Origin of the sequence: Psychrilyobacter sp. (assembly GCF_049671765.1) — a bacterium.
Classification (GTDB): domain Bacteria; phylum Fusobacteriota; class Fusobacteriia; order Fusobacteriales; family Fusobacteriaceae; genus Psychrilyobacter.
The window spans coordinates 15309-36011 of the sequence record NZ_JBATVM010000096.1; the positions used below are offsets into that span (position 1 = coordinate 15309).

A 20703-nucleotide genomic window follows, 5' to 3' on the forward strand; every position below is an offset into this window, starting at 1 on the left:
TTAACTAATAATTTTACCATTTATCATAACTAAAATTGGATCTTGAATACTTGTAAAAGGTTTATCTTTCCACACAACTAGATCTGCGTCTTTTCCCTCTTCAATAGAACCAATTCTTTTTTCTACTCCCATCATACGAGCTGGATTTATTGTTACTGCTTCTAATCCCTTTTTAAAAGATAGTCCCTTAGAAATCGCTAATCCTACACAAATTGGCAGATACTGTAGCGGTATCACAGGAGCATCTGTTATTATTGATATATCCTGATCCTTAGCCAATTTAACTAAATTTTCAAATCCTTTCCCCTTTAACTCCATCTTCCCTCTAGCTCCTAAACTAGGTCCTATTATTAGGTTTCTTTTCTTTGTATGGATATAATCTAATATATCTGCCCCACAAGTTACATGATCTAATGTATATAATAGATCAAATTCCTCTACAACCTTTATGGCAGAGACTATATCATCAGCCCTATGCACATGAATTTTTAAGGGTACTTCTTTATTCATTACAGGTTTCATAGCTTCCAATTGATGGTCATATTTAGCCTCTTCATCTAAATTATACTCTTTAGAAATTCTCAAAAATTTTCTCAACTTACTTATAAGACCCATCCTAGTCAGATTATGGACTCGTTTTGGATTTTCTCCTAAAGCAGCTTTCATAGCAATATATGGATTTACTAATATATCATCTATTGTATCTCCAAAAGTTTTTATACAGGCATATTGTCCAGCTATAAGGTTAGCAGATCCAGGCCCACTTCCACACGCTGTTATTCCAGCTGATCTAGCTTCTACAAAGGTTATATCTTGAGGGTTTATTGCATCTATAGCTCTTACTTCTGGAGTTATAAAGTTACTTTTCTCATTGTGATCAGCATAAAAAACACCAGCTGAATCAGTTTTTAATCCCAAATGAGTATGACAATCAATTAAACCAGGAGTTAAATAATTTCCCTCTATATCAATTATTTTTTCACCTTCAAATGGAAGGATCATATCCTTACTAATTGTTTTTATCTTATCATCTGCTATTCGGATAAAATATATCCCTTCATCTATACCATGGCTCAAAATTCTTGCTTTTGTCAAAATCAATATTATCAACTCCTACAGTCTTATTTCCCCCATTATACACTAAAAGCCTAGAAATTCGTTAAAATTTCTAGACTTTTATTTTTTTATTATCTCAGAAGCTATAAACCTCTAAATTGTACTTCTTTTGATATAACATCACCTTGATTTTTTAGATATAGTTTCTCATTACTTTTTTAAAATCCTAATAGAATTAAATATAGTTAAGATTGCTACTCCTACATCAGCAAATATAGCTTCCCACATTGTAGCTTCTCCCATGACTCCTAATCCCATAACTACTAGTTTTATAACTAAGACCAATATAATATTTTGTGTAACAATTTTTCTAGTTATTTTGGCAACATTTATTCCATCTACTATCTTTGTAAGTTCATCATTCATTATGACTACATCCGCAGCTTCTATCGCAGCATCACTACCTATTCCTCCCATGGCTATTCCTACGTCAGCACGGGCTAGTACAGGAGCATCATTAATTCCATCTCCTACAAAAATTACGTTCCCACCAATTCCATTTTGAATTTTTTCAAAAACATCTACCTTTTGATCTGGTAATAGTCCACCATAAACTTTATCTATTCCTACTTTATTAGCAATATCAGCCGCTACATACTCATTATCTCCAGTTAACATATATGTTTTTATTCCCATTTTTTTCAGAGATGAGATCGCCTGTTTTGAATCGACCTTTAATTCATCAGAAATCACAAGATAACCCTCAAATTTATCTTCAATCGCCACATAAATAATGGTTCCTATTTTATCTATTTTTGGACATTTCACATTATTTGTTTCCATTAATTTATAGTTTCCTAATAGTATCTTCTTGCCTTCTAAAACTAAACTTACTCCCTGACCCTCTATCTCATTGTAATCTTTTACTTTTTCTATTTGAACTTCTTTTCCATATGATTCTACTATACTTTTAGCTATTGGATGATTAGAATATGCCTCTCCATGAGCCGATATATACATAATTTCATCCTCTGACATCTTACTCGTAAATACTTCAGTTACTTTGAAATTTCCCTTTGTGATAGTTCCTGTTTTATCAAATACTACAGCACCAACTTTATATAGTGCTTCCAAGTGATTTCCACCCTTTATCAAAATACCTTTTTTAGATGCAGCACCAATCCCACTAAAGAATCCAAGGGGAATAGATACTACCAATGCACACGGACACGATATAACTAAAAATATCAATGCTCTATATAGCCAAGTGTTAAAGTCTCCTACAAACAGAGGAGGAATAACAGCGGTCATCGTAGCTACAACTACTACTGCTGGAGTGTAATATTTGGCAAATTTAGTTATAAATTTTTCAGTATCAGCTTTTTTATTACTGGCATTTTCTACTAATTCCAATATTTTACTCACAGTTGAATGATAAAAATCTTTATCTACTTTAATTTCTATTACCCCGTTTCTATTGATACTCCCACTTAATACTGCATCTCCAGATTTAACGTCTAAAGGAAGTGATTCTCCAGTTAGTGCAGATGTATCTAGAGCAGCATTTCCTTTTATAACAACTCCATCTAGTGGTATTTTTTCACCGGGTTTAACGACAATTATTGCTCCTACTTTTACACTTTCAGGTTTAACTTTTTTTAGTTCATTCCCAATTTTTATATTTGCAAAATCCGGTCTTATATCCATCAAACTTTCAATTGATTTTCTAGAATTATTAACTGCTCTTCCTTGGAAGTATTCTCCTACTTGATAAAATATCATAACAGCAACTGCTTCAGAGTATTCTCCTACAAAAAATGCCCCAAAGGTTGCGATAGTCATTAAGAAATTTTCATCAAAGACATTCCCCCGAGCTATATTTCTAAATGACTTTAAAACTACATTCCCACCAGAAACTACATAAGCCAAAATAAGTACTGCTAATTTCAACTTTGTTTCTTCTATCCCAAAGGTTCCAAGAAAAAATAAAAATAACGCAATTGCTACTTTCAACTCTTTTTTATAAGACCTACTTTGTTTTATACTAACAATTTTTTCAGGCTCTACATATTCTTCACTTGGATCTTCTTCGATTTCAACAATAGTTGTTCCTGGTTCAATTTTATCAGCTAAAATTTTGATCTCTTTTAAAAAGTCATCTCTTTTCTCAGAAAATTCAACCACTAAAGTTTTTTTCATAAAGTTTAGTGTAGCCTCCAAAACATTTGGGAGTTCATTTATTGCATTTTCAACTTTAGATGCACATCCGCCACAATGTAAATTTTCTACACTATAAGTAACTTTTGTATTTTTCTTAGTTAAAACTTCTTCGATTATTGTTCCAGGTTCTAAATTATCTGCTAATTTATTTAAGTCCTCCAAAAGATCCTCTTTTATCTCATTTAAAGCAATGACTAAAGTTTTTTTCATGAAATTTAAATTAGCACTTTCTACATATGATAATGAATTCACTGCATCTTCAATCTTAGCAGCACATCCACCGCAATGTAGGTTTTTTACATTATATATAACTTCTCTTTTCATAATTTTCTCCCTTTAAACAAATAATATATGAACGCTTATTCATATATTACCCCATAGTCATATGAATGTCAACTCATATATAACAATTTAAATTTTAAAAAAAACTGAACTCTATTTTAGAGTCCAGTTTTTTTTAAAATTTAAGTGTACTTATAACAGTTTCTATTTGTTTTAATGTTTCTTCCAAGTTAGCTTTTACTTCACTACTGGTAAATCGAATACTTGTTACCCCTATAGATTGCAAATATTCATCTCTTGTTTTTTCATATTTTTTAGTATGCTTCTCATTATCTATATCTATAGCAAACTCAATTTCTGGGCAGTAAAAATTGGCAATATATCTGCCTATCTCACGCTCTTTTTGAAATTTTAAATTATAAAGTTTTCTATCCTTTATATAGTTCCATATTTGTTTTTCTTCAGCAGTCATCTGCTTTTTTACCCTAGCTTTCAATAACTTTGATTTTTTCAAATTAAAAATTTCCACATTGTCACCTCTACTTTCTATATTTTACAGCCAATCCCTTTAAGAAAGTTCTTAAAAATTTATCTAAACATTCCTTATAGTTTTTCTGTCCTTTTTTTCTAAATAATGCAGTTAAATCTGAGTTTGAAATATAGATATCTGCTAATTCCCATACAGCTACCATATCTTCAGTTTTTAAATTTAAAGCTATCTTTATTTTTTTTAAAACTTGGTTATTAATGTTATTAGAAGTCATTGGAGCTGGAGTTTGTGGAGTTTCTCCAGGTTTCATTTCTTTTCTCCCTCTTTTTTGAATTATAACACCATCAAAGAACAATCCTAGTAGTCTATTGTTACACTTTTCAAAACCTTCCTCTTCATCTTTTTTCAATAGGTTAAGAACCCCTTCTTTGTCTATAATATGTCCTGACTCTTTAAATGCATTTATTACCTCTTTATCACTCATATCTAAAGCATATCTAAATCTACGTAGTACATCGTTATTATTCATAAAATCCTCCCGGTTTTTTCTTTGTTTTTTTATTATCGCTAAGGTTAATTTTACCATATATGTGACAAATATGAAAATATTATTTTTTATGTATTAGGAGGCCATAAATAGAGGAAATTTTATATTCTTGCCAATAAATAATTAAGACAAATAAAATTACTAGAATTTAAAATGAGGTGGGAATTATGAATAAAGTTGTTTATAATCAAAGTGATATTGAAAATAAAAATATTAAATTAGAAATTAATATGAAATTAAGGGATGTCCGTCTTCTTTCTAGGTATCTAGAGGATGAACTAATTGTAGGAATTGGAAATATCTTGAGTCGATTAGAAGATTCTAACAGTAAGGAGGAGATTTTAGAACATGAGCAAACGACTATTTTTTATAACGGAGTTTATGATATTTTTAATGAGATAGCCGAGATAGCATATAGAGGTCTGATCGAAAAGGAAAAATCTATAATTGATGAACTCAAACAACAAGGTATTTCAGTCGAAGGAGTCACAGAAATTTTGGCCAAAGAACCTAATGATGAAGAAAGAATTTCAAATATATATGAAGCTGTAGATGATTTAGAGTTAGAAAAAAAAGAAGCTGAAAATCTAAAAGAAGTTCTTCCTCCAATTACTAAAAAAATTATGGAGAAGCTAGATTCAGATATAAGTAGTCTATATATGCCTCTAGTTATAAAATTTGTATCTTTTCTCAGTGATACCACAAGAAATTATACCAAACCTATAAATCAAGCAATTTTTTCAGAGAATGCCCTTGAAGAACTTCTAGATTTAGATTTAAATGCCTTAGATATATTCTTAACTAAACTTACCAAAATTAAGGTTAAAATAGGAGACGTAGAAGGCTTTATAATAGATGATTTTACTATCTATAATAACACAACCCTTATAGTTCATTATCCTATCTTTATTACTAACCCAAATGAATTTCAAAAACAATTTTCTGCTATGAATTCTCAAAATTTAGAAGTGAGTTTCGAAGCATAAGAGCCAAAAAAAAAGAGATGCAATGCATCTCTTTTTTTTAATCTTCTATTCTTTGTGGAATTATCCACTCACTGTTTTTACCTTGAGTATAATTATTTATAAATTCCTCTTTAAAAGCAATAAATCTTTTATCTATAATTGCATCTCTTGCTCCATTCATCATCTTTATCAAGAAATAAAGATTATGATAAGTAGCTAATTTTTGTCCTAACATCTCATTAGCTTTAAATAGATGTCTAATATATCCTCTAGTATAATTTTTACATACATAACAGTCACAATCTTCATCTAACGGTCTAGGATCAAGGGAATACTTAGCATTTTTTATGACTAATCTTCCATATTTGGTAAATGTAGTACCATGTCTACCAATTCTAGATGGTTGTACACAGTCCATCATGTCTACACCGTGTTCTACAGCTTCTAACATATCAAGAGGCTCTCCAACACCCATTAGGTATCTAGGCTTATGCTCAGGAAGTTTAGGAGTTATATAATCTAATATTCTATACATGTCTTCACGAGGTTCTCCTACAGCTAATCCACCTATAGCGTATCCAGAAAAACTTTCATCCATTTCCATCAATTCATTCATACTCTTGTCTCTTAGATCTTCATATATTCCACCCTGAACTATTGCAAATAAACCCTGCTCATCAGGTCTTTTATGTGCTCTCACACACCTTTTAGCCCATCTAGTAGTTCTTTCAATAGAAGGGATTAAATACTCTCTAGAAGACTGTCCAGGGGGACACTCATCAAATAACATAACTATATCTGATCCTAAATTATTTTGAATATCTATAGATTTTTCAGGGGAAATAAACCTTTTTGATCCATCAATATGAGACCTAAAATCTACCCCTTCTTCTCTTATTTTTCTTATAGCTCCTAAACTAAACACTTGGAATCCACCACTGTCTGTTAATATAGGGTGAGGCCAATTCATAAATTTATGCAATCCACCAAATTTAGCAACTACATCATCACCTGGTCTAAGAAATAGATGGTAAGTATTTCCTAAAATAATATCTGCCCCTAATTCCCTAACTTCTTCTGGATTCATGGTTTTTACAGTTGCTTGAGTTCCAACTGGCATAAATACTGGTGTTTTTATGTCTCCATGGGGAGTAGTTATAACTCCTGCTCTTGCTTTTCCATCTATATGGGACAATTCATAATTTACTGGTAATTTTTTCATTTTATACTCCTTTTGCCTTCTCTATTTAATTTCCAATAAAAAAAGGGTTTTAATTGTTTTTATTCCTTCTAATCTCTATTACATCTTTCAAATTTACAATATGATTAATTAATTTCTCATAGTCTTTTTTCTCATTAATATCTATAGTAATCTCAATGATTGCAAGTTTTTCTGCACCATTTTTCATATGACCAGAGTTGATTCCTTCTAAATCTATCTTGTGGTCAGCAATAATTTTTACAATTTCCAAGAGAATATTTGCTCTATCTGTTGTAACTATAGTAAACTTAAATCTGTATTTATTGATCTTACGACCTATAATTTCATCATCCCATTTAACACCTATCTCTCTGTTATGATCACGGGCAATTAAATTTATATAGTTTTTACAATCCACTCTGTGAATCCCAATATCTCCATAGGTAGTTATATATCCACCAATTTCGTCTCCTGGAAGTGGAGTACAGCATTTTGCAAATCGAATAATAGTATTATCAAGACCATCTATTATAACACCATAATCATTTTTTTTCCGACTTTTTCTTTTAGGAGTTTCATTTTGATAATTTCCTATAGATTCTAACTCTATTTTTTCATCTTTTTTTACTAATCGTTGTGAAAGAAGAGCTACATTTAGTCCTTTAGAACTTATTTTAATAAGTAAATCATTGAAATTATTGATAGAATTTTTATTTAAATATTCCTTTATTTCAGGACTATTTTCAATCTGTTTAATAGAAGAGCCTACCTTAAGTAATTCTTTTTCAAATAGTTCTTTCCCTATTTTCAAATTTTCATCAAAGTTTTTTTCCTTTATCCATCTTCTAATCTTACTTTTAGCACTTTGAGTAGCCACTATATTTAACCAATCTCTACCAGGTCCTTTTGATATATTAGAAGTTATAATATCTATCCTATCACCGTTTTGTAACTTATAATCAATTGGAACAATTTTGTCATTAGCTTTAGCCCCTATGCACTTATAACCTACTTCTGTATGAATATGAAATGCAAAATCTAGAGGAGTCGAACCTTTTGAAAGCTCAATAACATCCCCTTTTGGAGAAAAAACAAATACTGTTTCATTTAATATATCCCCTGTAACGGTCTGAATAAATTCTTCCGATGTGTCAGCTTCACTTTGCCACTCTAATATCTTACGAAGCCATGAATAAACATTATCTGCTTTAGAATTATTTCTTTTTTCCTTATAGTTCCAGTGCGCAGCTATTCCATCTTCTGCAATAGCATGCATATCTTTAGTTCTTATCTGAACCTCAATAAATTTGCCTAAAGGACCTACCAAAGTAGTATGAATGGATTGATAACCATTTGATTTAGGAACTGCTATGTAGTCTTTAAATCTACCTGGAACAGGTTTCCAATGACTATGAAGAAGTCCTAATACATTATAACACTCTCCCTCTGTATCAACTAATACTCTAACAGCTGTGAGATCATAGAGTTCCTCAAAACTTTTTCCTTTTTCATACATTTTTTTATAGATACTATAAAAATGTTTAGCACGTCCAGAAACTGCTCCATCTATATTATTTTCATGGATAATTTTTTTCATACTTCTCAAAATAGCACTTGTATACTCTTCCCTTTCAGTTCTTTTATTATTAACCATTTTAACTAATTTTCTATAAATTTCTGGTTCTAAGTAATATAGACATAGATCTTCTAATTCCCATTTTATCTTTGCCATACCTATCCTATGAGCTAATGGTGCAAAAATATCTAATGTTTCCCTAGCAATTCTTTCTTGTTTATAAGCAGGCATAAATTTCAGTGTCCGCATATTATGTAATCTATCAGCTAATTTTATGATAACAACTCTTACATCACTAGCCATAGCCACAATCATCTTTCTAATATTTTCAGGCTGTTTATTGCTACCGACAGGCAAATTAGTAAGTTTGGTCACTCCATCTACTAGTCTAGATACTTCAGGTCCAAAATTATATTCAATATCTTGTATAGTAGTCATAGTATCTTCTACAATGTCGTGTAAAAATCCAGCAGTGATTGTTTCTGTATCCATCTTCATACTAATTAGTATTTTTGAGACTTCTACAGGATGAACTATATATTCTTCTCCTGATTTACGGTATTGCCCTACATGGGACTCCCTTGCAAATTCATAAGCAGAAAAGATCATTTCTTCATCAATTTTTAAATTATTTTTTTTGAGCTCTTCAGCAATATTTGATTTATATTCCATAAAATTCCTTCCTTAAAAATTTTTTAAATAAATATACTTAATTTAAGTACTAATAAGAAAGCGACACCAAGTGTCGCTTTCTTATTAGTACTTTAGTAAAGTCATAATATCATAACCTGCTAAATTTTCTCTACCATTTAGATCTTCTAATTCAATAAGAAATGCCATCCCAGCAACAATCCCGCCTAAATCTTCAATTATCTTTATAGTAGCCTCAACAGTTCCTCCAGTAGCTAATAAATCATCAACTATTAGAACTCTTTGTCCAGGTTTTATAGAATCTTTATGCATGCACAATGTATTAGTTCCATATTCCAAAGCATATTCATATTCTACTGTTGCTCTAGGAAGTTTTCCAGGTTTTCTTACAGGAGCAAACCCAACTTCTAAAGCATAAGATACTGGACATCCAAAGATAAATCCCCTTGCTTCAGGACCTACTACTAAGTCAATATTTTTTTCTTTAGCATACTTTACTATCTCATCCGTTGCTTTTTTAAAAGCTTCTCCATCCCCTAGTAACGGTGTTATGTCTCTAAACTTTATCCCTTTTTTTGGATAATCTTCTACAAGAGCTATATAGTCCTTTAAATTCATTTTTCATTCTCCCCTAATTGTTTAAGTAAGCACAAAGCATTATCCATACAATTTTATATTTATTTTTTACCCCTAAAGGGTATTACCAATATACCAGTATTTCCCTAACTAAACACCGAATATTACTACATTTATTTAATTGTTATTCCCATCTGTTCCCTAGATATTTTATCTCGCTATCTTTAGTTTCAAAATATTCTTTTAGTTCTTTTTTTGTGTTTGGATACAGTATAACATTTTCTAATTCTGATTTTTTAATATATTCTACGCCAATTAAGTTACTACCGTCTAATCCAATTTGCAGATCCCCACTTATATAGGAAACTTTAAAATATATATTTACAATGTGACGCCCCCCATTAGGAGCTATTCCTTCAGATATAAAAACCATATTCTCTATTGCCACATCTAAATTACACTCTTCTAAAAATTCTCTTTTAAGAGCAGTTCTAAAGTCCTCACCATGATCTACTCCTCCGCCAGGAAGTAAGTAGTATTCATTATTATTTTTTATGTGTTTAACTAAAAGTACCTCATTCTCTTTTTCTAAAATCCCACAAACTCTAATTCTAATCGTTTTCATTATCTAGATCACTCACCTTTTCTATTATATTTTGATATTTTTCAATATCCTCAGGCTTGTTATTATGTACTGCTATCTCTTTTTTTAAATTTAAAACATCCAAATCATATTTATAAGCATCTGTTAATAACTTTAAATATAACTCTGTATCATTTATTTTTCCTACTTCAAAACTTCGTTTAGCCAGTTCCAATATCACACTATTATTTTTTTCCCTTGCAATATATGTTTTTAAGGCTTTAAAAGCTCCATCATAGTCATTAAAAACATCTATTAAAAATCTAGAGTATGTAATAACTGTCTCTGGATCATTTTTTTTAGATTCATAAACTTTATAGATAAAAGGATATATCTCATTGGTTCTATTTGTATTTTGTAAAATTTCTACATATTCTCCTACGAAAGTACACTCTTTGATATCTATCAAATTTAAAACTTTAGTAAAATTAAGATAAGCATCTTCATATTTTTTTTCATCGTATGCAATATACCCTTTTAATAGGTAAATTTTAAAGTCAATACTATCAGATGAAATTTGTGATAAATAGAATTGACTTTTATCTAATTTCTTCATTTTATAGTATAAGATAGCCATATTAGATAGTGTTATTTGATCTTTAGGATCTACTTTAAAAGCTTCTAAATAATATTTTTCTGACGCCTTATAATCACCTAATTGAGCATAGGCTAAACCAATTTCTCTAAGAAGAACAGGGTCTTTTTTATCAATTTCATAAAACGCCTTATATTCATTGATAGCTTTAGTATAGTCCCCACTTTTACTATAGTTCATCCCTTTAATTAGATAGTGTTCTTTTTTCTTTTTTTGATCTGCTGAGGTACAGCCGATAAGCATAAGTAAACCTATAATTAACAATATTTTTTTCATATAATACTCCTAATTTTCTAATTTTTATTTACTTTTGGAACAATAGCTCCACCAGAAATTATTAATTTAACAGCGTCTTCAATCTTAATATCTAATTCTTTGACAGTGTCTGCTTCTACCATTATAAACATTCCAGAAGTCGGATTAGGAGAAGTAGGTATAAATATATTGAGTAACTTTTTACCGCCTAATATCTCTTCAAAAAGTTTATTTTCTCTATTGGTTAAAAACCCCAAACTATAAATTCCCTTTCTAGGGTATTCAATCATGACTACCTTTTGATAAGCCTTAGTATTTGATGTAAACATAAGGTGCCTAATCTGTAAAATAGTTGTATAAATAGGTTTTACTAATGGAATATTTGAAAATAATTGATCTATTTTCTTAGCGATCTTTTTACCTATTACATTTCTCATGGCAAGACCTGTGATAATAATAGTTAATATTATTATTATTACAGCAACTAAATAAACCAATATTTGAGTTGTAAATTTAGAATAAAACTCATATTTTAATAGATATGAGGTCATCTCTTTTACAAAGATATTTTGGCTTAAATAATTATTTAAAAATTTAAAGATCCATGACATTATATTGATAGTTATTAATACTGGCAAGACAGTTATTAATCCAGTTACAAATAAACTTTTTATTCTTTTCATTCCTCTTCCTCTCTTATCTCTATAAGAATCTTAACTACTCTCATCTTATCAACCACTAAAACTTTCATTCTAAGTCCATCCAATTCTACAATATCTTCTACAACTGCTACCCGGCCTAAAATGTCTAAAACATACCCCCCAAGACTTTCATAATCTTCTGATTCAGGAATATCTAACTCTAATTCTTTATTTAAATCTTCTATATTTATTCGTGCATCCACTCTATATTTAAATTCACTTATTTTTTCGATTTCATCTTCTTCGTGGAGATCATATTCATCCTTTATTTCACCAATAATTTCTTCAATAAGGTCTTCTATAGTAGCTAACCCTACCGTTCCACCGTACTCATCCAAAACTATGGCCATATGAACTTGTTTACTTCTAAATTCATCTAAAACCTCAACTATAGATTTCGTATCAGGAACAAAATATGCCTCCCTTAATATGTTTTTTAAAGGTATATCAGTCGTCCCTTCTTTTGCAAAAGTCATTAGATCTTTAACATATAAAATACCTAAAATTTCATCTAAATCTTCTCCATATACAGGTATTCTAGAGTAGCCACTATCCAAAATTTCATCCCACACTTCATCTATTGTAGATTCTGCATCTAACATAAAGATAGAGGTTCTAGGAGTCATAACTTCTTTTGCAGTAGTGTCCCCAAACTCTATAATTGAATGGATCATCTCTCTTTCTTCCTCTTCAATTATTCCTTCAGCTTCTCCAACATTGATATAGGATTTAATCTCTTCTTCTGTTATCATAAGATTCTCATGTTTGATGTTTACTCCCATCATTCCACTAATAATCCTAGTAATAAACATCAATAATTTTATGATAGGTAGAGTTACAATACTTAGAAAATAAATTGGTCCTATAACAATCCCTGATATTTTTTTTGAATATGTTTTCGCAACAATTTTAGGAGTTATCTCTCCAAATATTAATACTACAATAGTCATAGATACAGTAGCTACAACTATTGCATTTCCAGACTTAGATCCCATTACTTGCAACGTTACTATGGTTGCAATAGATGAAGCTAAAATATTTACAATATTATTCCCTAAAAGTATTGCTGTTAAAATCTCATTAGGTTTTGTTAACCATTTTTTCAATAATTTTGCTGTTCTAGGATTAGTATTTTCAATTTCTTCTAGATCAGTACTTTTAAATGCAGTAAGTGCTGTTTCAGAAGCTGAAAATAACCCCGATAAAATAATTAATACCATCAATAAAATAAGTTGACTATAAATTTCCAACGTTTTTCTTACACCATCCTTTTTTTCTTAATTAAAACAGTTTTTAATTAGATCAGTTTTCGTTATAATACCCTCTATGGATTCTTCTTCTACCACAAGTGCATAGTTGTATTTTTGTTCTACTATCTGAGTTATTACAATTGCTAAATCATCGCTCTTTTTTACTATTAAATAATCCGTAGACATTATATCCTTTGCAACATACCCTGATAATTTTTTTAATTTCTTTTGAAATTCTTTGTTTTCTGGAAGAGTTATAAGTAGATCCCAAAATGCAATTACTGGAGGAAGTGGTGCTGTTTCTTGTCTTACTAAAATATCATTCCTTGTGACTACTCCTATAAGCTGTCCATTATCAATTACAGGAAGCTTTCCAACGCCTTTTTCTACCATAATTTTTAAGATGTTATCAAATGTTAAATTTCCCTCTACTGTTATTAAATTAGTATTCATTACATCACACACTTGTTTCATAATAAATTCCCCCTATTATTTTAAATAATTCTATCATAAATATACATTTATCTCAAATTTAGAAAACTAAAACCATTTTTTTATTCTAGAATTAGATAAAAAATTCTGCCTTTTCAAAAAAATTATTTATCTCCCTTTGAGCACTTGATATAGAATCAGAAGTATGAATAACATTTTGAGTTATCTCAAAAGCATAATCACCTCTTATTGTACCATATTTAGCCTCTTTTGGATTAGTTTTCCCTGCAAAATTACGAATAAGTTCTACTACCCCATCTCCTTCCAAAACAATAGCTACAACAGGTCCAGATGTAATAAACTCAATCAACTTCTCATAAAAATTTTTCCCTATGTGTTCGTAATAATGTAATTCAGCTAACTCCTCTGTTATTTGTAGCATTTTCATAGCCACTACCTTTAATCCTTTTTTTTCTATTCTATTTATTATCTCCCCTACTAGTTTTCTTTTTACACCATCTGGTTTAATCATTAAAAATGTTTGCTCTGGCATAGCCTATCCCTCCTTTTAATAAATATACTAAAATGACTTCTTTTTCCTTTATTACTGATTTTACCATATTCATCACAGTCTTCAATATTCTGCATCTATGATAAAATGTCTTTTTATTTTATTACTAAATCAATATCTTTTTCATGACCTTTAAATAATCTTTTAAAAAACATATTCATAAATCTTGTACTTTCGACTTCAGTAAGAACAAAAACATTATTTTCTCTTTTATAAAATCCCTGTACATCAATCATAGACTGACCTACAGCATTTCCCTCTACTACCATCTCTAAGTTACTATAGAACCCATCTGCCAAAGTATTATCTATAAAATATGCTATAGCCAATGGATCATTTATTACGCAGCCTAAAGTTCTCTCTTGACTCCAATGAAAATCCACGTAAAATTCTGTGATATCGTAGATGAAATTTGATACAGGAGTATCTATAAATTTTAATAACTGACGGTAATTAGGAGTTAATACACACTTTCTGGTTACATCTAACCCAACCATAGTGATAGGTTTATCATAATTTTCATATACTAACTGAGCTGCATGAGGATCTACCCAATAATTAAATTCAGCTACCTGTGAACAATTTCCGTGACTTTTATAAGCTCCTCCCATTGAGGTTATAGATAAAAATTTATTAAAAGTTTCTTTGTCTTTTTGTATTGCACGAGCAAGATTTATCATAGGTCCAATAGTGATAAGGTGGCAGTCACTAGAGTTGACCAATAAGAAATCTATTGCCCCATTTCTTATTAATTTATGATCTTCGCTTTTTTGAACGATTATCTTTCCTAATCCTCCCTCTCCGTGTGTTTCTTCTGCTGTTTCTAATTCTCTAACCAGAGGCTTTGATTCTCCTAAGTATACAGGAATATCTAATCTGCCCCCAACCTCTAATACCTTAATAGCATTGATTGCACACTTCATAGCATCTACATTCCCACCGACTATAGTTATTCCTATTAGATCTACTTCATTAGAATTTATAGCTAATAATATTGCCAAACTATCATCTATTCCTGGGTCACAATCAATTATTATTTTTTTCTTTTTTAATTCCATTTAATTCCTCCAATTCTACCATTTAAATTTTTGATGATTTTATTCCCTTTGATTTTTAGTTTTTATAGTAATATATAACCTTTTCTGGTCAGTACCGAAACTTCAATTGAGAAAGGGAATATTTAAAATTTAAATTTTGTTTTTTCTAGTATAGATTAATGTATAGACATTATACCCCACAATTAAAAAAAACTATAGAATATTCTATAGTTTTTTAATTGTGGGGTATAATAAATGAAAATCCCAAGAAGAGTGACCATTCTATTTCTACTCATTAGAATTCATTCAAAATTTAATTTTTTATATCTTATATTTTATAATTGAAATTTTCTAAAACGTATCTTGTCCAGGTTACTATAATTTATATTATATTTTATTTATTAGAATAAAAAAATATACCAATACATTTAAACAAAAAGCTCAAGGAAAACCTTGAGCTTTTAAAAATAATATTTTTTAGTTTTTTACTATATTACGGTTATATCTATTTCATCAATGAATCTAATTCATCAAACTGTAAATCAGGGAAAGCTTCAGATACTGGCTTTAATACTAATTTACCTTCATAAACATTTACGCCAGGTCTTAATTCTGGGAATCTTGCGATAGCTCCAGCAATTCCTAAATCAGCTATTGCTAATCCATATCTAAGTGTAACGTTTGCAAGTGCATATGAAGATGTTATAGGCATTGCTCCTGGGATATTAGCACAACAATACATTACAACACCATTATCAGTTAAGAAAGTAGGGGCTTCATGGTATGTAGGTTTAGATACAGGAGTTGATCCACCTTGATCAATTGAGATGTCTACAATTACTGATCCTGCTTCCATTGAGTTTATCATATCCATAGTAATTAAATGAGGACACTTCGCTCCTGGAATTAATACAGTAGAGATTACTAAGTCAGCTTCTTTGATTTTTGCTGCTAAGTTTCCTGCATTTGAATAAAGAGTATTGATCTTGTTTCCATAAATATCATCAAGATACTTTAATTTAGCGATATCTACATCTAATATAGTAACATCAGATTCTAGTCCAACAGCCATTTTTAATGCAGCTTGTCCAGCAATTCCAGCTCCTACTACTACAACTTTAGCTCTTTTAGTTCCCGTAACTCCTCCTAATAAGATTCCTTTTCCACCCATATGTTTTGCTAATAAGTTAGAACCTGTGATAATTGCTGATCTTCCAGCAACTTCAGACATTGGTGCTAATAGTGGTAAACTTCTATTTGGCATTTCTACAGTTTCAAATGCAATTCCAGTAGCTCCTGCTTTCATTAAAGCAATTGTTTGATCGTAATCAGGTGCTAAATGAAGATATCTATAATGAATTTGTCCGGGTTTAATAAGTGATAGTTCTTTAGGTTGAGGTTCTTTAACTCCTATAATCATATCTGAAACTTCATAAACTTCTTCTAAAGTTGAAAGAATCTCTACTCCTACGGCTTTATAATCTTCATCAGTTAATCCAATACCCATTGCTGCTCCAGATGTCATATAAACATTATGTCCTCTGTTTACAAACTCTGCTGCTCCTTCTGGTACTAGTGCGATTCTATGCTCTTGTGGTTTGATTTCTCCTGGTATTCCTATTCTCATTATTTTATCCCCCTTTAATTATTAAAATTATTTTTCGATCTAATAATTTATACTATGAATCATTATTAAAATCAACCATTTTATTTTTAAAAAAACCACTTAATTCGAAATCAAAACATTAAAATGATAAAATCAAGGTGAAAAAAATATCTAAGAAACATATATATATCATTTATTAGGATATTTTTATTAAAACTTAAGCTTTAATAAGTGAAAAAAATATCTTTAGTACTTTTTTATTTTGTTTTAAAAAAATAAAATAAATTTACAAATAATCTATTTTTTATCTTTTAATTTTTTTATAGCACTCTCAAATTCATCTCTAGTTACCCCAAAATTATTTAATTTGCTTAAAAATTGTTTACTATTAGCGTACCCTATCTTTAATATACTTCCCAAATTTTGTCTGTTCATCTTAGAGTTAGTACCAACAGATAAATTATTTTCAATCATATCAATAACAGTAAACTCTTTTCTTTCTGAAACAACTTTGAATTTTGCTCCCTCTAAAGCTCTTAAGATAGACTCAGGATTAGCATTTTCAATCCCAATATTATCTCCTTTTCTGCCTTCTTCCCTAGAAATATAAGCATGTTTAACATCAGGAACGTAATTTTCAATAGTTTTTCTAATTTGTTCTCCTGCAAAGTCAGGATCAGTTAAAACAATTACTCCAGTTCTTTCACAAGCATTTTTTATTTTTTCTAATGTAGATTTTCTTCTCACAGCAAACCCATTAACCTCAATCATTTCAGCATCTACAGCTTTCTTCACTGCAGAAATATCATCTTTGCCTTCTACTACTATAACTTCTTGTATCCTTTTTTTCATATATATTCATCCTCCTGTTATATTTTATAAATTCAAACCTTTTTACTATTATGAACATCATAAATTATTATAATTTATTTTTCAATTTATGTAATTTTGATTCAATTTTATTCTTTCAACTATCATGGCTTATCTAAAGTTTATTATATCATATCATTGAAGAAAACTGATTAAAATAGTATAATAATTAGTGTTTAATAATATTTTCAACTTAACATCTTTTAGATGAAAATACAGAAAAAATGAACAATAGGAGAAAGTAATGAGCAATATATATATAACTGAAGATATTAAAAATTATACAAAGGGAATAGAAATTTTAAAAAAGATAAAAAATTATGAAATTATAAAAGATGAAAAAACATTTATCCAAATGATTCGGGATATGAAATTAACTAACGAAGAAGAAAAACAATATACGCTTTTCACCACTAAAAAAGGACATTTTTTAAAAAATTATTATTTAGATGATAATTTATCAAAGATAAAGGAGGAGTTTTATCTGTCCTATGAAAACAACTGTCCCTTTAACTGCCTATACTGTTACCTTAGAGATTATTTCAATCACAGTGCCTTTATTTTCTATGTAAATTTACAAGACATGTTTACTGAATTAGATAAGTTTAATAAAAGCGGCACTATGATAAGTGCTGGAATCGTCAACGATACTTTGGTTCATGACAGCCTTACCAATGTTACTTCTGACCTTATAGAATATTTTAAAGATAGACCAGAATTAATATTAGAACTTAGAACAAAAAGCCATAATATAAAAAACTTGTTAAAAATAACTCCTCATAAAAATATTCTTATATCATTTACATTTAGTCCCAAAGAAGTAATCGATAGATATGAATTAGGAGCTTCATCTCTTAGTGAACGTATTGCCGCGGCTAAAAAACTTCAAGAACACGGTTATTCTATTGGACTTCGATTAGATCCTATGATAGACATACAAGGAAGTGCTCTAGCCTATCAAAATATGATCAAAGAGATTTTTTCTGTCCTTGATTTGAATAAAATAAGAGATATTGGAATTGGAACTATTAGATATAAAAAGGGTTTACGTCAAAAAGTATTAGCTGAGCGAAATACAGATCTATTTTTCAATGAATTTATTGTTGGAATAGATGGAAAAGAAAGATACTTTAAAAAAATACGTATAGATATGTATAAAAACGTTGTAACCGCAATAAAAAAGTATGGTAAATTTGATATCTATCTTGGAATGGAACCACAATACATTTGGGATGAAGTTTTTAAAAGGGAGGCTAGATGAATTATTTAATCATAGGTGATTCAACGACAGAGTTAGTTTATAAAGATCTAATAAACAAACTAACAGTGGAAACACCAAATATTTTACAAAAGACTTTTGATGCTGGCCTAAAGGAAGAATCCTTGTTTTTTCAATCTATTTCTATAAACTCTATGTTTGGTGGAAAAGAAGTTTTAATCCTTAAAAGAGCAGAAAAAATAGATAAAATTTGGAATTTTTTTAAGGCAATGAACAATTTTAATATTTTAAATAAAGACATAATTATTATCTATAACTCATCCTTAAATGAATTTGGTAAAGAAGTAAAGCCTTTTCCAAAAAAAGCTAGAAAAGAGGTCGAAGGAAACTTTAAGCTAATAGAAGTATCTGATAAAGATGGAAATACAACCACTAATTATATTATTAATACACTCAATGTGGACAAATCTACAGCACTAAAATTTAAAGATATGGTAGGAGGAGACCTTTCTGTTCTTCACCAAGAGATACAAAAAATAAACAATTTTTTAGATGGAGATAGTTTTACATTTGAAAAAGTTGTAAATATTTTAACTATATCTAAAGAATATAATACTTTTGATATGGTTAAGGAAGTTTTACAGGGAAATAAGGAGAATACACTCTTACATCTAACAAAATCAAAAGAACATATCTTTTTTTTAAATATATTAACAGGAGAATTCTTAAACCTATTGAAACTAAGAGTTCTTTTTGAAGAAGGAACTATAAAATCAACAAGAAATTATAACTCTTTTAAAATAGCATTTGAGAAAAATAAAAATTTATTTAAAAATAAAAGGGGATTTAGTCATCCCTATGTTATCTTTTTAAAACTTCCTCTTATAGAAAAGTTTGATAGCATTACCCTTCAAAGATACCTAAATAAAGCTTTGGATATAGAAGCTAAATTTAAATCTGGAAATGGTGAACTAGATATAATGTTAGAAACTTTTATCTTAGAGATATAACACCCTTTCTATTTTAGAATAGAACAATAAGAGTTAGGATAAGAAACCATAAACAGGAGAAAATTATGAATAAACCAAAAATAAACTATCAAGTGGTCTTGGATAAAAAGATAAAAGAAATAGAAAAATTAGATTCTATACCAACATTATTACTGCATTCATGCTGTGCACCATGTGGATCATATGTGTTAGAATATCTAGCAGACCATTTTAAGATTACAGTATACTACTATAATCCCAATATAACCTTTGATGATGAATATCAAAAAAGATATGTTGAGCAGCAAGACTTTATAAAAGTTATCAATAAAACAGCTAAAAATAAAATTGAATTTTTAGGTGGGACATATGACACCAAAGAGTTTTATGATAAGATAAAGGGCTTAGAGGATGTAAGAGAGGGTGGAGAGCGTTGTTTCAAATGTTTCGACCTAAGACTTACCCAAACAGCAAAAATGGCTAAAGAACTAAACTATGACTACTTTTGTACTGCACTTTCTATCAGTCCATTAAAAAACGGTCAAAAGATAAATGAGATTGGAATAGAGTTAGAAGAAAGATTAGGAGTTAAATTTTTAAGAGCTGATTTCAAGAAAAAAAATGGGTACAAAAGATCTATAGAGCTATCCCGTGAGTATAACCTTTATCGTCAAGATTATTGTGGGTGTGTATTTTCTAAAAAGGAGAGGGAAGAAGATGAAAAGAAAAAATAAATTTTATTTCAACATTATGATAATATGATACAGGAATTTATAAATTAATCTAAAATATTAGACATAGCATAAAACTCCAGGGTTTTATGTTTTTTTTATAAATTTATGTCAGTTATTCTTAAAAAAACGCAACATAAGACTAGACAATTGAGATAAATAAAAATAATAAAAAAGGAGTTGAATTTTCAACTCCTTTTTAGTCTCTGTTATTACAGGTAATTATAAAGCGTTAACTGC

The 20703-nt window shown here is 29.5% G+C and carries 20 protein-coding genes; 4 read left to right on the plus strand and 16 right to left on the minus strand.

The window, feature by feature from the left end; all coding sequences use genetic code 11:
* From WBG30_RS04655 to WBG30_RS04670, 4 genes are all read right to left on the minus strand, one after another.
* Positions 1-1101 (minus strand): amidohydrolase family protein, encoded by a 1101-nt coding sequence (locus WBG30_RS04655; protein ID WP_424503476.1) that lies wholly within the window; start codon positions 1099-1101, stop codon positions 1-3.
* A gap of 165 nt (positions 1102-1266) precedes the next feature.
* Positions 1267-3600 (minus strand): heavy metal translocating P-type ATPase, encoded by a 2334-nt coding sequence (locus WBG30_RS04660; protein ID WP_424503477.1) that lies wholly within the window; start codon positions 3598-3600, stop codon positions 1267-1269.
* Between the two features lie 133 nt (positions 3601-3733).
* Complete coding sequence (locus tag WBG30_RS04665) at positions 3734-4072, minus strand: endonuclease domain-containing protein (RefSeq protein WP_424503478.1); 339 nt, start codon at positions 4070-4072, stop codon at positions 3734-3736.
* A 25-nt stretch (positions 4073-4097) separates the two neighbouring features.
* Positions 4098-4577, minus strand: coding sequence for a DUF1456 family protein (locus WBG30_RS04670; RefSeq protein WP_424503479.1), 480 nt, complete (start codon positions 4575-4577; stop codon positions 4098-4100).
* A gap of 185 nt (positions 4578-4762) precedes the next feature.
* Between WBG30_RS04670 and WBG30_RS04675 the strand changes: the two genes are divergently transcribed.
* Complete coding sequence (locus WBG30_RS04675) at positions 4763-5581, plus strand: hypothetical protein (protein WP_424503480.1); 819 nt, start codon at positions 4763-4765, stop codon at positions 5579-5581.
* A gap of 37 nt (positions 5582-5618) precedes the next feature.
* On the opposite strand, the gene tgt is transcribed toward WBG30_RS04675, so the two are convergent.
* The 12 genes from tgt to rnmV all read right to left on the minus strand — a co-directional run bounded on the left by tgt (position 5619) and on the right by rnmV (position 17506).
* A complete protein-coding gene (gene tgt, locus WBG30_RS04680) occupies positions 5619-6782 on the minus strand; it encodes a tRNA guanosine(34) transglycosylase Tgt (protein ID WP_424503481.1) in 1164 nt (387 codons plus the stop codon).
* Positions 6783-6831: 49 nt separating this feature from the next.
* Entirely contained in the window at positions 6832-9009 is a 2178-nt protein-coding gene (locus WBG30_RS04685) for a RelA/SpoT family protein (RefSeq protein ID WP_424503482.1), read from the minus strand.
* 84 nt (positions 9010-9093) lie between these two features.
* Entirely contained in the window at positions 9094-9606 is a 513-nt protein-coding gene (locus WBG30_RS04690) for an adenine phosphoribosyltransferase (protein ID WP_424503483.1), read from the minus strand.
* A 142-nt stretch (positions 9607-9748) separates the two neighbouring features.
* Positions 9749-10189, minus strand: coding sequence for an NUDIX domain-containing protein (locus WBG30_RS04695; protein ID WP_424503484.1), 441 nt, complete (start codon positions 10187-10189; stop codon positions 9749-9751).
* Positions 10176-11078 (minus strand): tetratricopeptide repeat protein, encoded by a 903-nt coding sequence (locus WBG30_RS04700; RefSeq protein ID WP_424503485.1) that lies wholly within the window; start codon positions 11076-11078, stop codon positions 10176-10178. The genes WBG30_RS04695 and WBG30_RS04700 overlap by 14 nt, the downstream gene beginning before the upstream one ends.
* A 17-nt stretch (positions 11079-11095) precedes the next feature.
* The gene (locus WBG30_RS04705) at positions 11096-11740 is read right to left on the minus strand and encodes a DUF502 domain-containing protein (RefSeq protein ID WP_424503486.1); all 645 of its coding nucleotides are present in this window, start codon (positions 11738-11740) and stop codon (positions 11096-11098) included.
* A complete protein-coding gene (locus tag WBG30_RS04710; RefSeq protein WP_424503487.1) occupies positions 11737-13008 on the minus strand; it encodes a hemolysin family protein in 1272 nt (423 codons plus the stop codon). Before WBG30_RS04710 ends, WBG30_RS04705 begins: the two co-directional genes overlap by 4 nt.
* Positions 13009-13035: 27 nt before the next feature.
* On the minus strand, positions 13036-13482 hold the full coding sequence (locus WBG30_RS04715; protein ID WP_424503488.1) for a CBS domain-containing protein: 447 nt from the start codon (positions 13480-13482) through the stop codon (positions 13036-13038).
* Positions 13483-13573: 91 nt separating this feature from the next.
* Positions 13574-13993, minus strand: coding sequence for a nucleoside-diphosphate kinase (ndk, locus tag WBG30_RS04720; RefSeq protein ID WP_424503489.1), 420 nt, complete (start codon positions 13991-13993; stop codon positions 13574-13576).
* A gap of 113 nt (positions 13994-14106) precedes the next feature.
* Entirely contained in the window at positions 14107-15069 is a 963-nt protein-coding gene (locus WBG30_RS04725) for a nucleoside hydrolase (RefSeq protein ID WP_424503490.1), read from the minus strand.
* Positions 15070-15553: 484 nt separating this feature from the next.
* On the minus strand, positions 15554-16675 hold the full coding sequence (gene ald / locus WBG30_RS04730) for an alanine dehydrogenase (protein WP_424503491.1): 1122 nt from the start codon (positions 16673-16675) through the stop codon (positions 15554-15556).
* Between the two features lie 276 nt (positions 16676-16951).
* Positions 16952-17506 carry a ribonuclease M5 gene (gene rnmV / locus WBG30_RS04735; RefSeq protein ID WP_424503492.1) on the minus strand — a complete coding sequence of 185 codons (555 nt, stop codon included), beginning with the start codon at positions 17504-17506 and terminating at the stop codon, positions 16952-16954.
* A 262-nt stretch (positions 17507-17768) separates the two neighbouring features.
* On the opposite strand from rnmV, the gene WBG30_RS04740 reads away from it, so the two are divergent.
* The 3 genes from WBG30_RS04740 (at position 17769) to WBG30_RS04750 (ending at position 20466) form a co-directional block, all read left to right on the plus strand.
* Positions 17769-18785 carry an SPL family radical SAM protein gene (locus tag WBG30_RS04740; protein ID WP_424503493.1) on the plus strand — a complete coding sequence of 339 codons (1017 nt, stop codon included), beginning with the start codon at positions 17769-17771 and terminating at the stop codon, positions 18783-18785.
* Positions 18782-19753 (plus strand): DNA polymerase III subunit delta, encoded by a 972-nt coding sequence (locus WBG30_RS04745; RefSeq protein ID WP_424503494.1) that lies wholly within the window; start codon positions 18782-18784, stop codon positions 19751-19753. Before WBG30_RS04740 ends, WBG30_RS04745 begins: the two co-directional genes overlap by 4 nt.
* Positions 19754-19818: 65 nt before the next feature.
* Positions 19819-20466: an epoxyqueuosine reductase QueH gene (locus tag WBG30_RS04750; RefSeq protein WP_424503495.1), complete on the plus strand. Its 648-nt coding sequence runs from the start codon at positions 19819-19821 to the stop codon at positions 20464-20466.
* Positions 20467-20703: the final 237 nt, after the last annotated feature.

Excerpts from the sequence above, each read along its gene's own strand:
- WBG30_RS04670 (WP_424503479.1), bottom strand. The coding sequence starts at position 4,577 with ATGAATAATAACGATGTACTACGTAGATTTAGATATGCTTTAGATATG.
- WBG30_RS04695 (WP_424503484.1), bottom strand. The coding sequence starts at position 10,189 with ATGAAAACGATTAGAATTAGAGTTTGTGGGATTTTAGAAAAAGAGAAT.
- WBG30_RS04685 (WP_424503482.1), bottom strand. The coding sequence starts at position 9,009 with ATGGAATATAAATCAAATATTGCTGAAGAGCTCAAAAAAAATAATTTA.
- WBG30_RS04750 (WP_424503495.1), top strand. The coding sequence starts at position 19,819 with ATGAATAAACCAAAAATAAACTATCAAGTGGTCTTGGATAAAAAGATA.
- WBG30_RS04660 (WP_424503477.1), bottom strand. The coding sequence starts at position 3,600 with ATGAAAAGAGAAGTTATATATAATGTAAAAAACCTACATTGCGGTGGA.
- WBG30_RS04725 (WP_424503490.1), bottom strand. The coding sequence starts at position 15,069 with ATGGAATTAAAAAAGAAAAAAATAATAATTGATTGTGACCCAGGAATA.
- WBG30_RS04675 (WP_424503480.1), top strand. The coding sequence starts at position 4,763 with ATGAATAAAGTTGTTTATAATCAAAGTGATATTGAAAATAAAAATATT.
- WBG30_RS04705 (WP_424503486.1), bottom strand. The coding sequence starts at position 11,740 with ATGAAAAGAATAAAAAGTTTATTTGTAACTGGATTAATAACTGTCTTG.
- WBG30_RS04740 (WP_424503493.1), top strand. The coding sequence starts at position 17,769 with ATGAGCAATATATATATAACTGAAGATATTAAAAATTATACAAAGGGA.
- rnmV (WP_424503492.1), bottom strand. The coding sequence starts at position 17,506 with ATGAAAAAAAGGATACAAGAAGTTATAGTAGTAGAAGGCAAAGATGAT.
- WBG30_RS04745 (WP_424503494.1), top strand. The coding sequence starts at position 18,782 with ATGAATTATTTAATCATAGGTGATTCAACGACAGAGTTAGTTTATAAA.
- WBG30_RS04700 (WP_424503485.1), bottom strand. The coding sequence starts at position 11,078 with ATGAAAAAAATATTGTTAATTATAGGTTTACTTATGCTTATCGGCTGT.
- ald (WP_424503491.1), bottom strand. The coding sequence starts at position 16,675 with ATGAGAATAGGAATACCAGGAGAAATCAAACCACAAGAGCATAGAATC.
- tgt (WP_424503481.1), bottom strand. The coding sequence starts at position 6,782 with ATGAAAAAATTACCAGTAAATTATGAATTGTCCCATATAGATGGAAAA.
- WBG30_RS04715 (WP_424503488.1), bottom strand. The coding sequence starts at position 13,482 with ATGAAACAAGTGTGTGATGTAATGAATACTAATTTAATAACAGTAGAG.
- ndk (WP_424503489.1), bottom strand. The coding sequence starts at position 13,993 with ATGCCAGAGCAAACATTTTTAATGATTAAACCAGATGGTGTAAAAAGA.
- WBG30_RS04690 (WP_424503483.1), bottom strand. The coding sequence starts at position 9,606 with ATGAATTTAAAGGACTATATAGCTCTTGTAGAAGATTATCCAAAAAAA.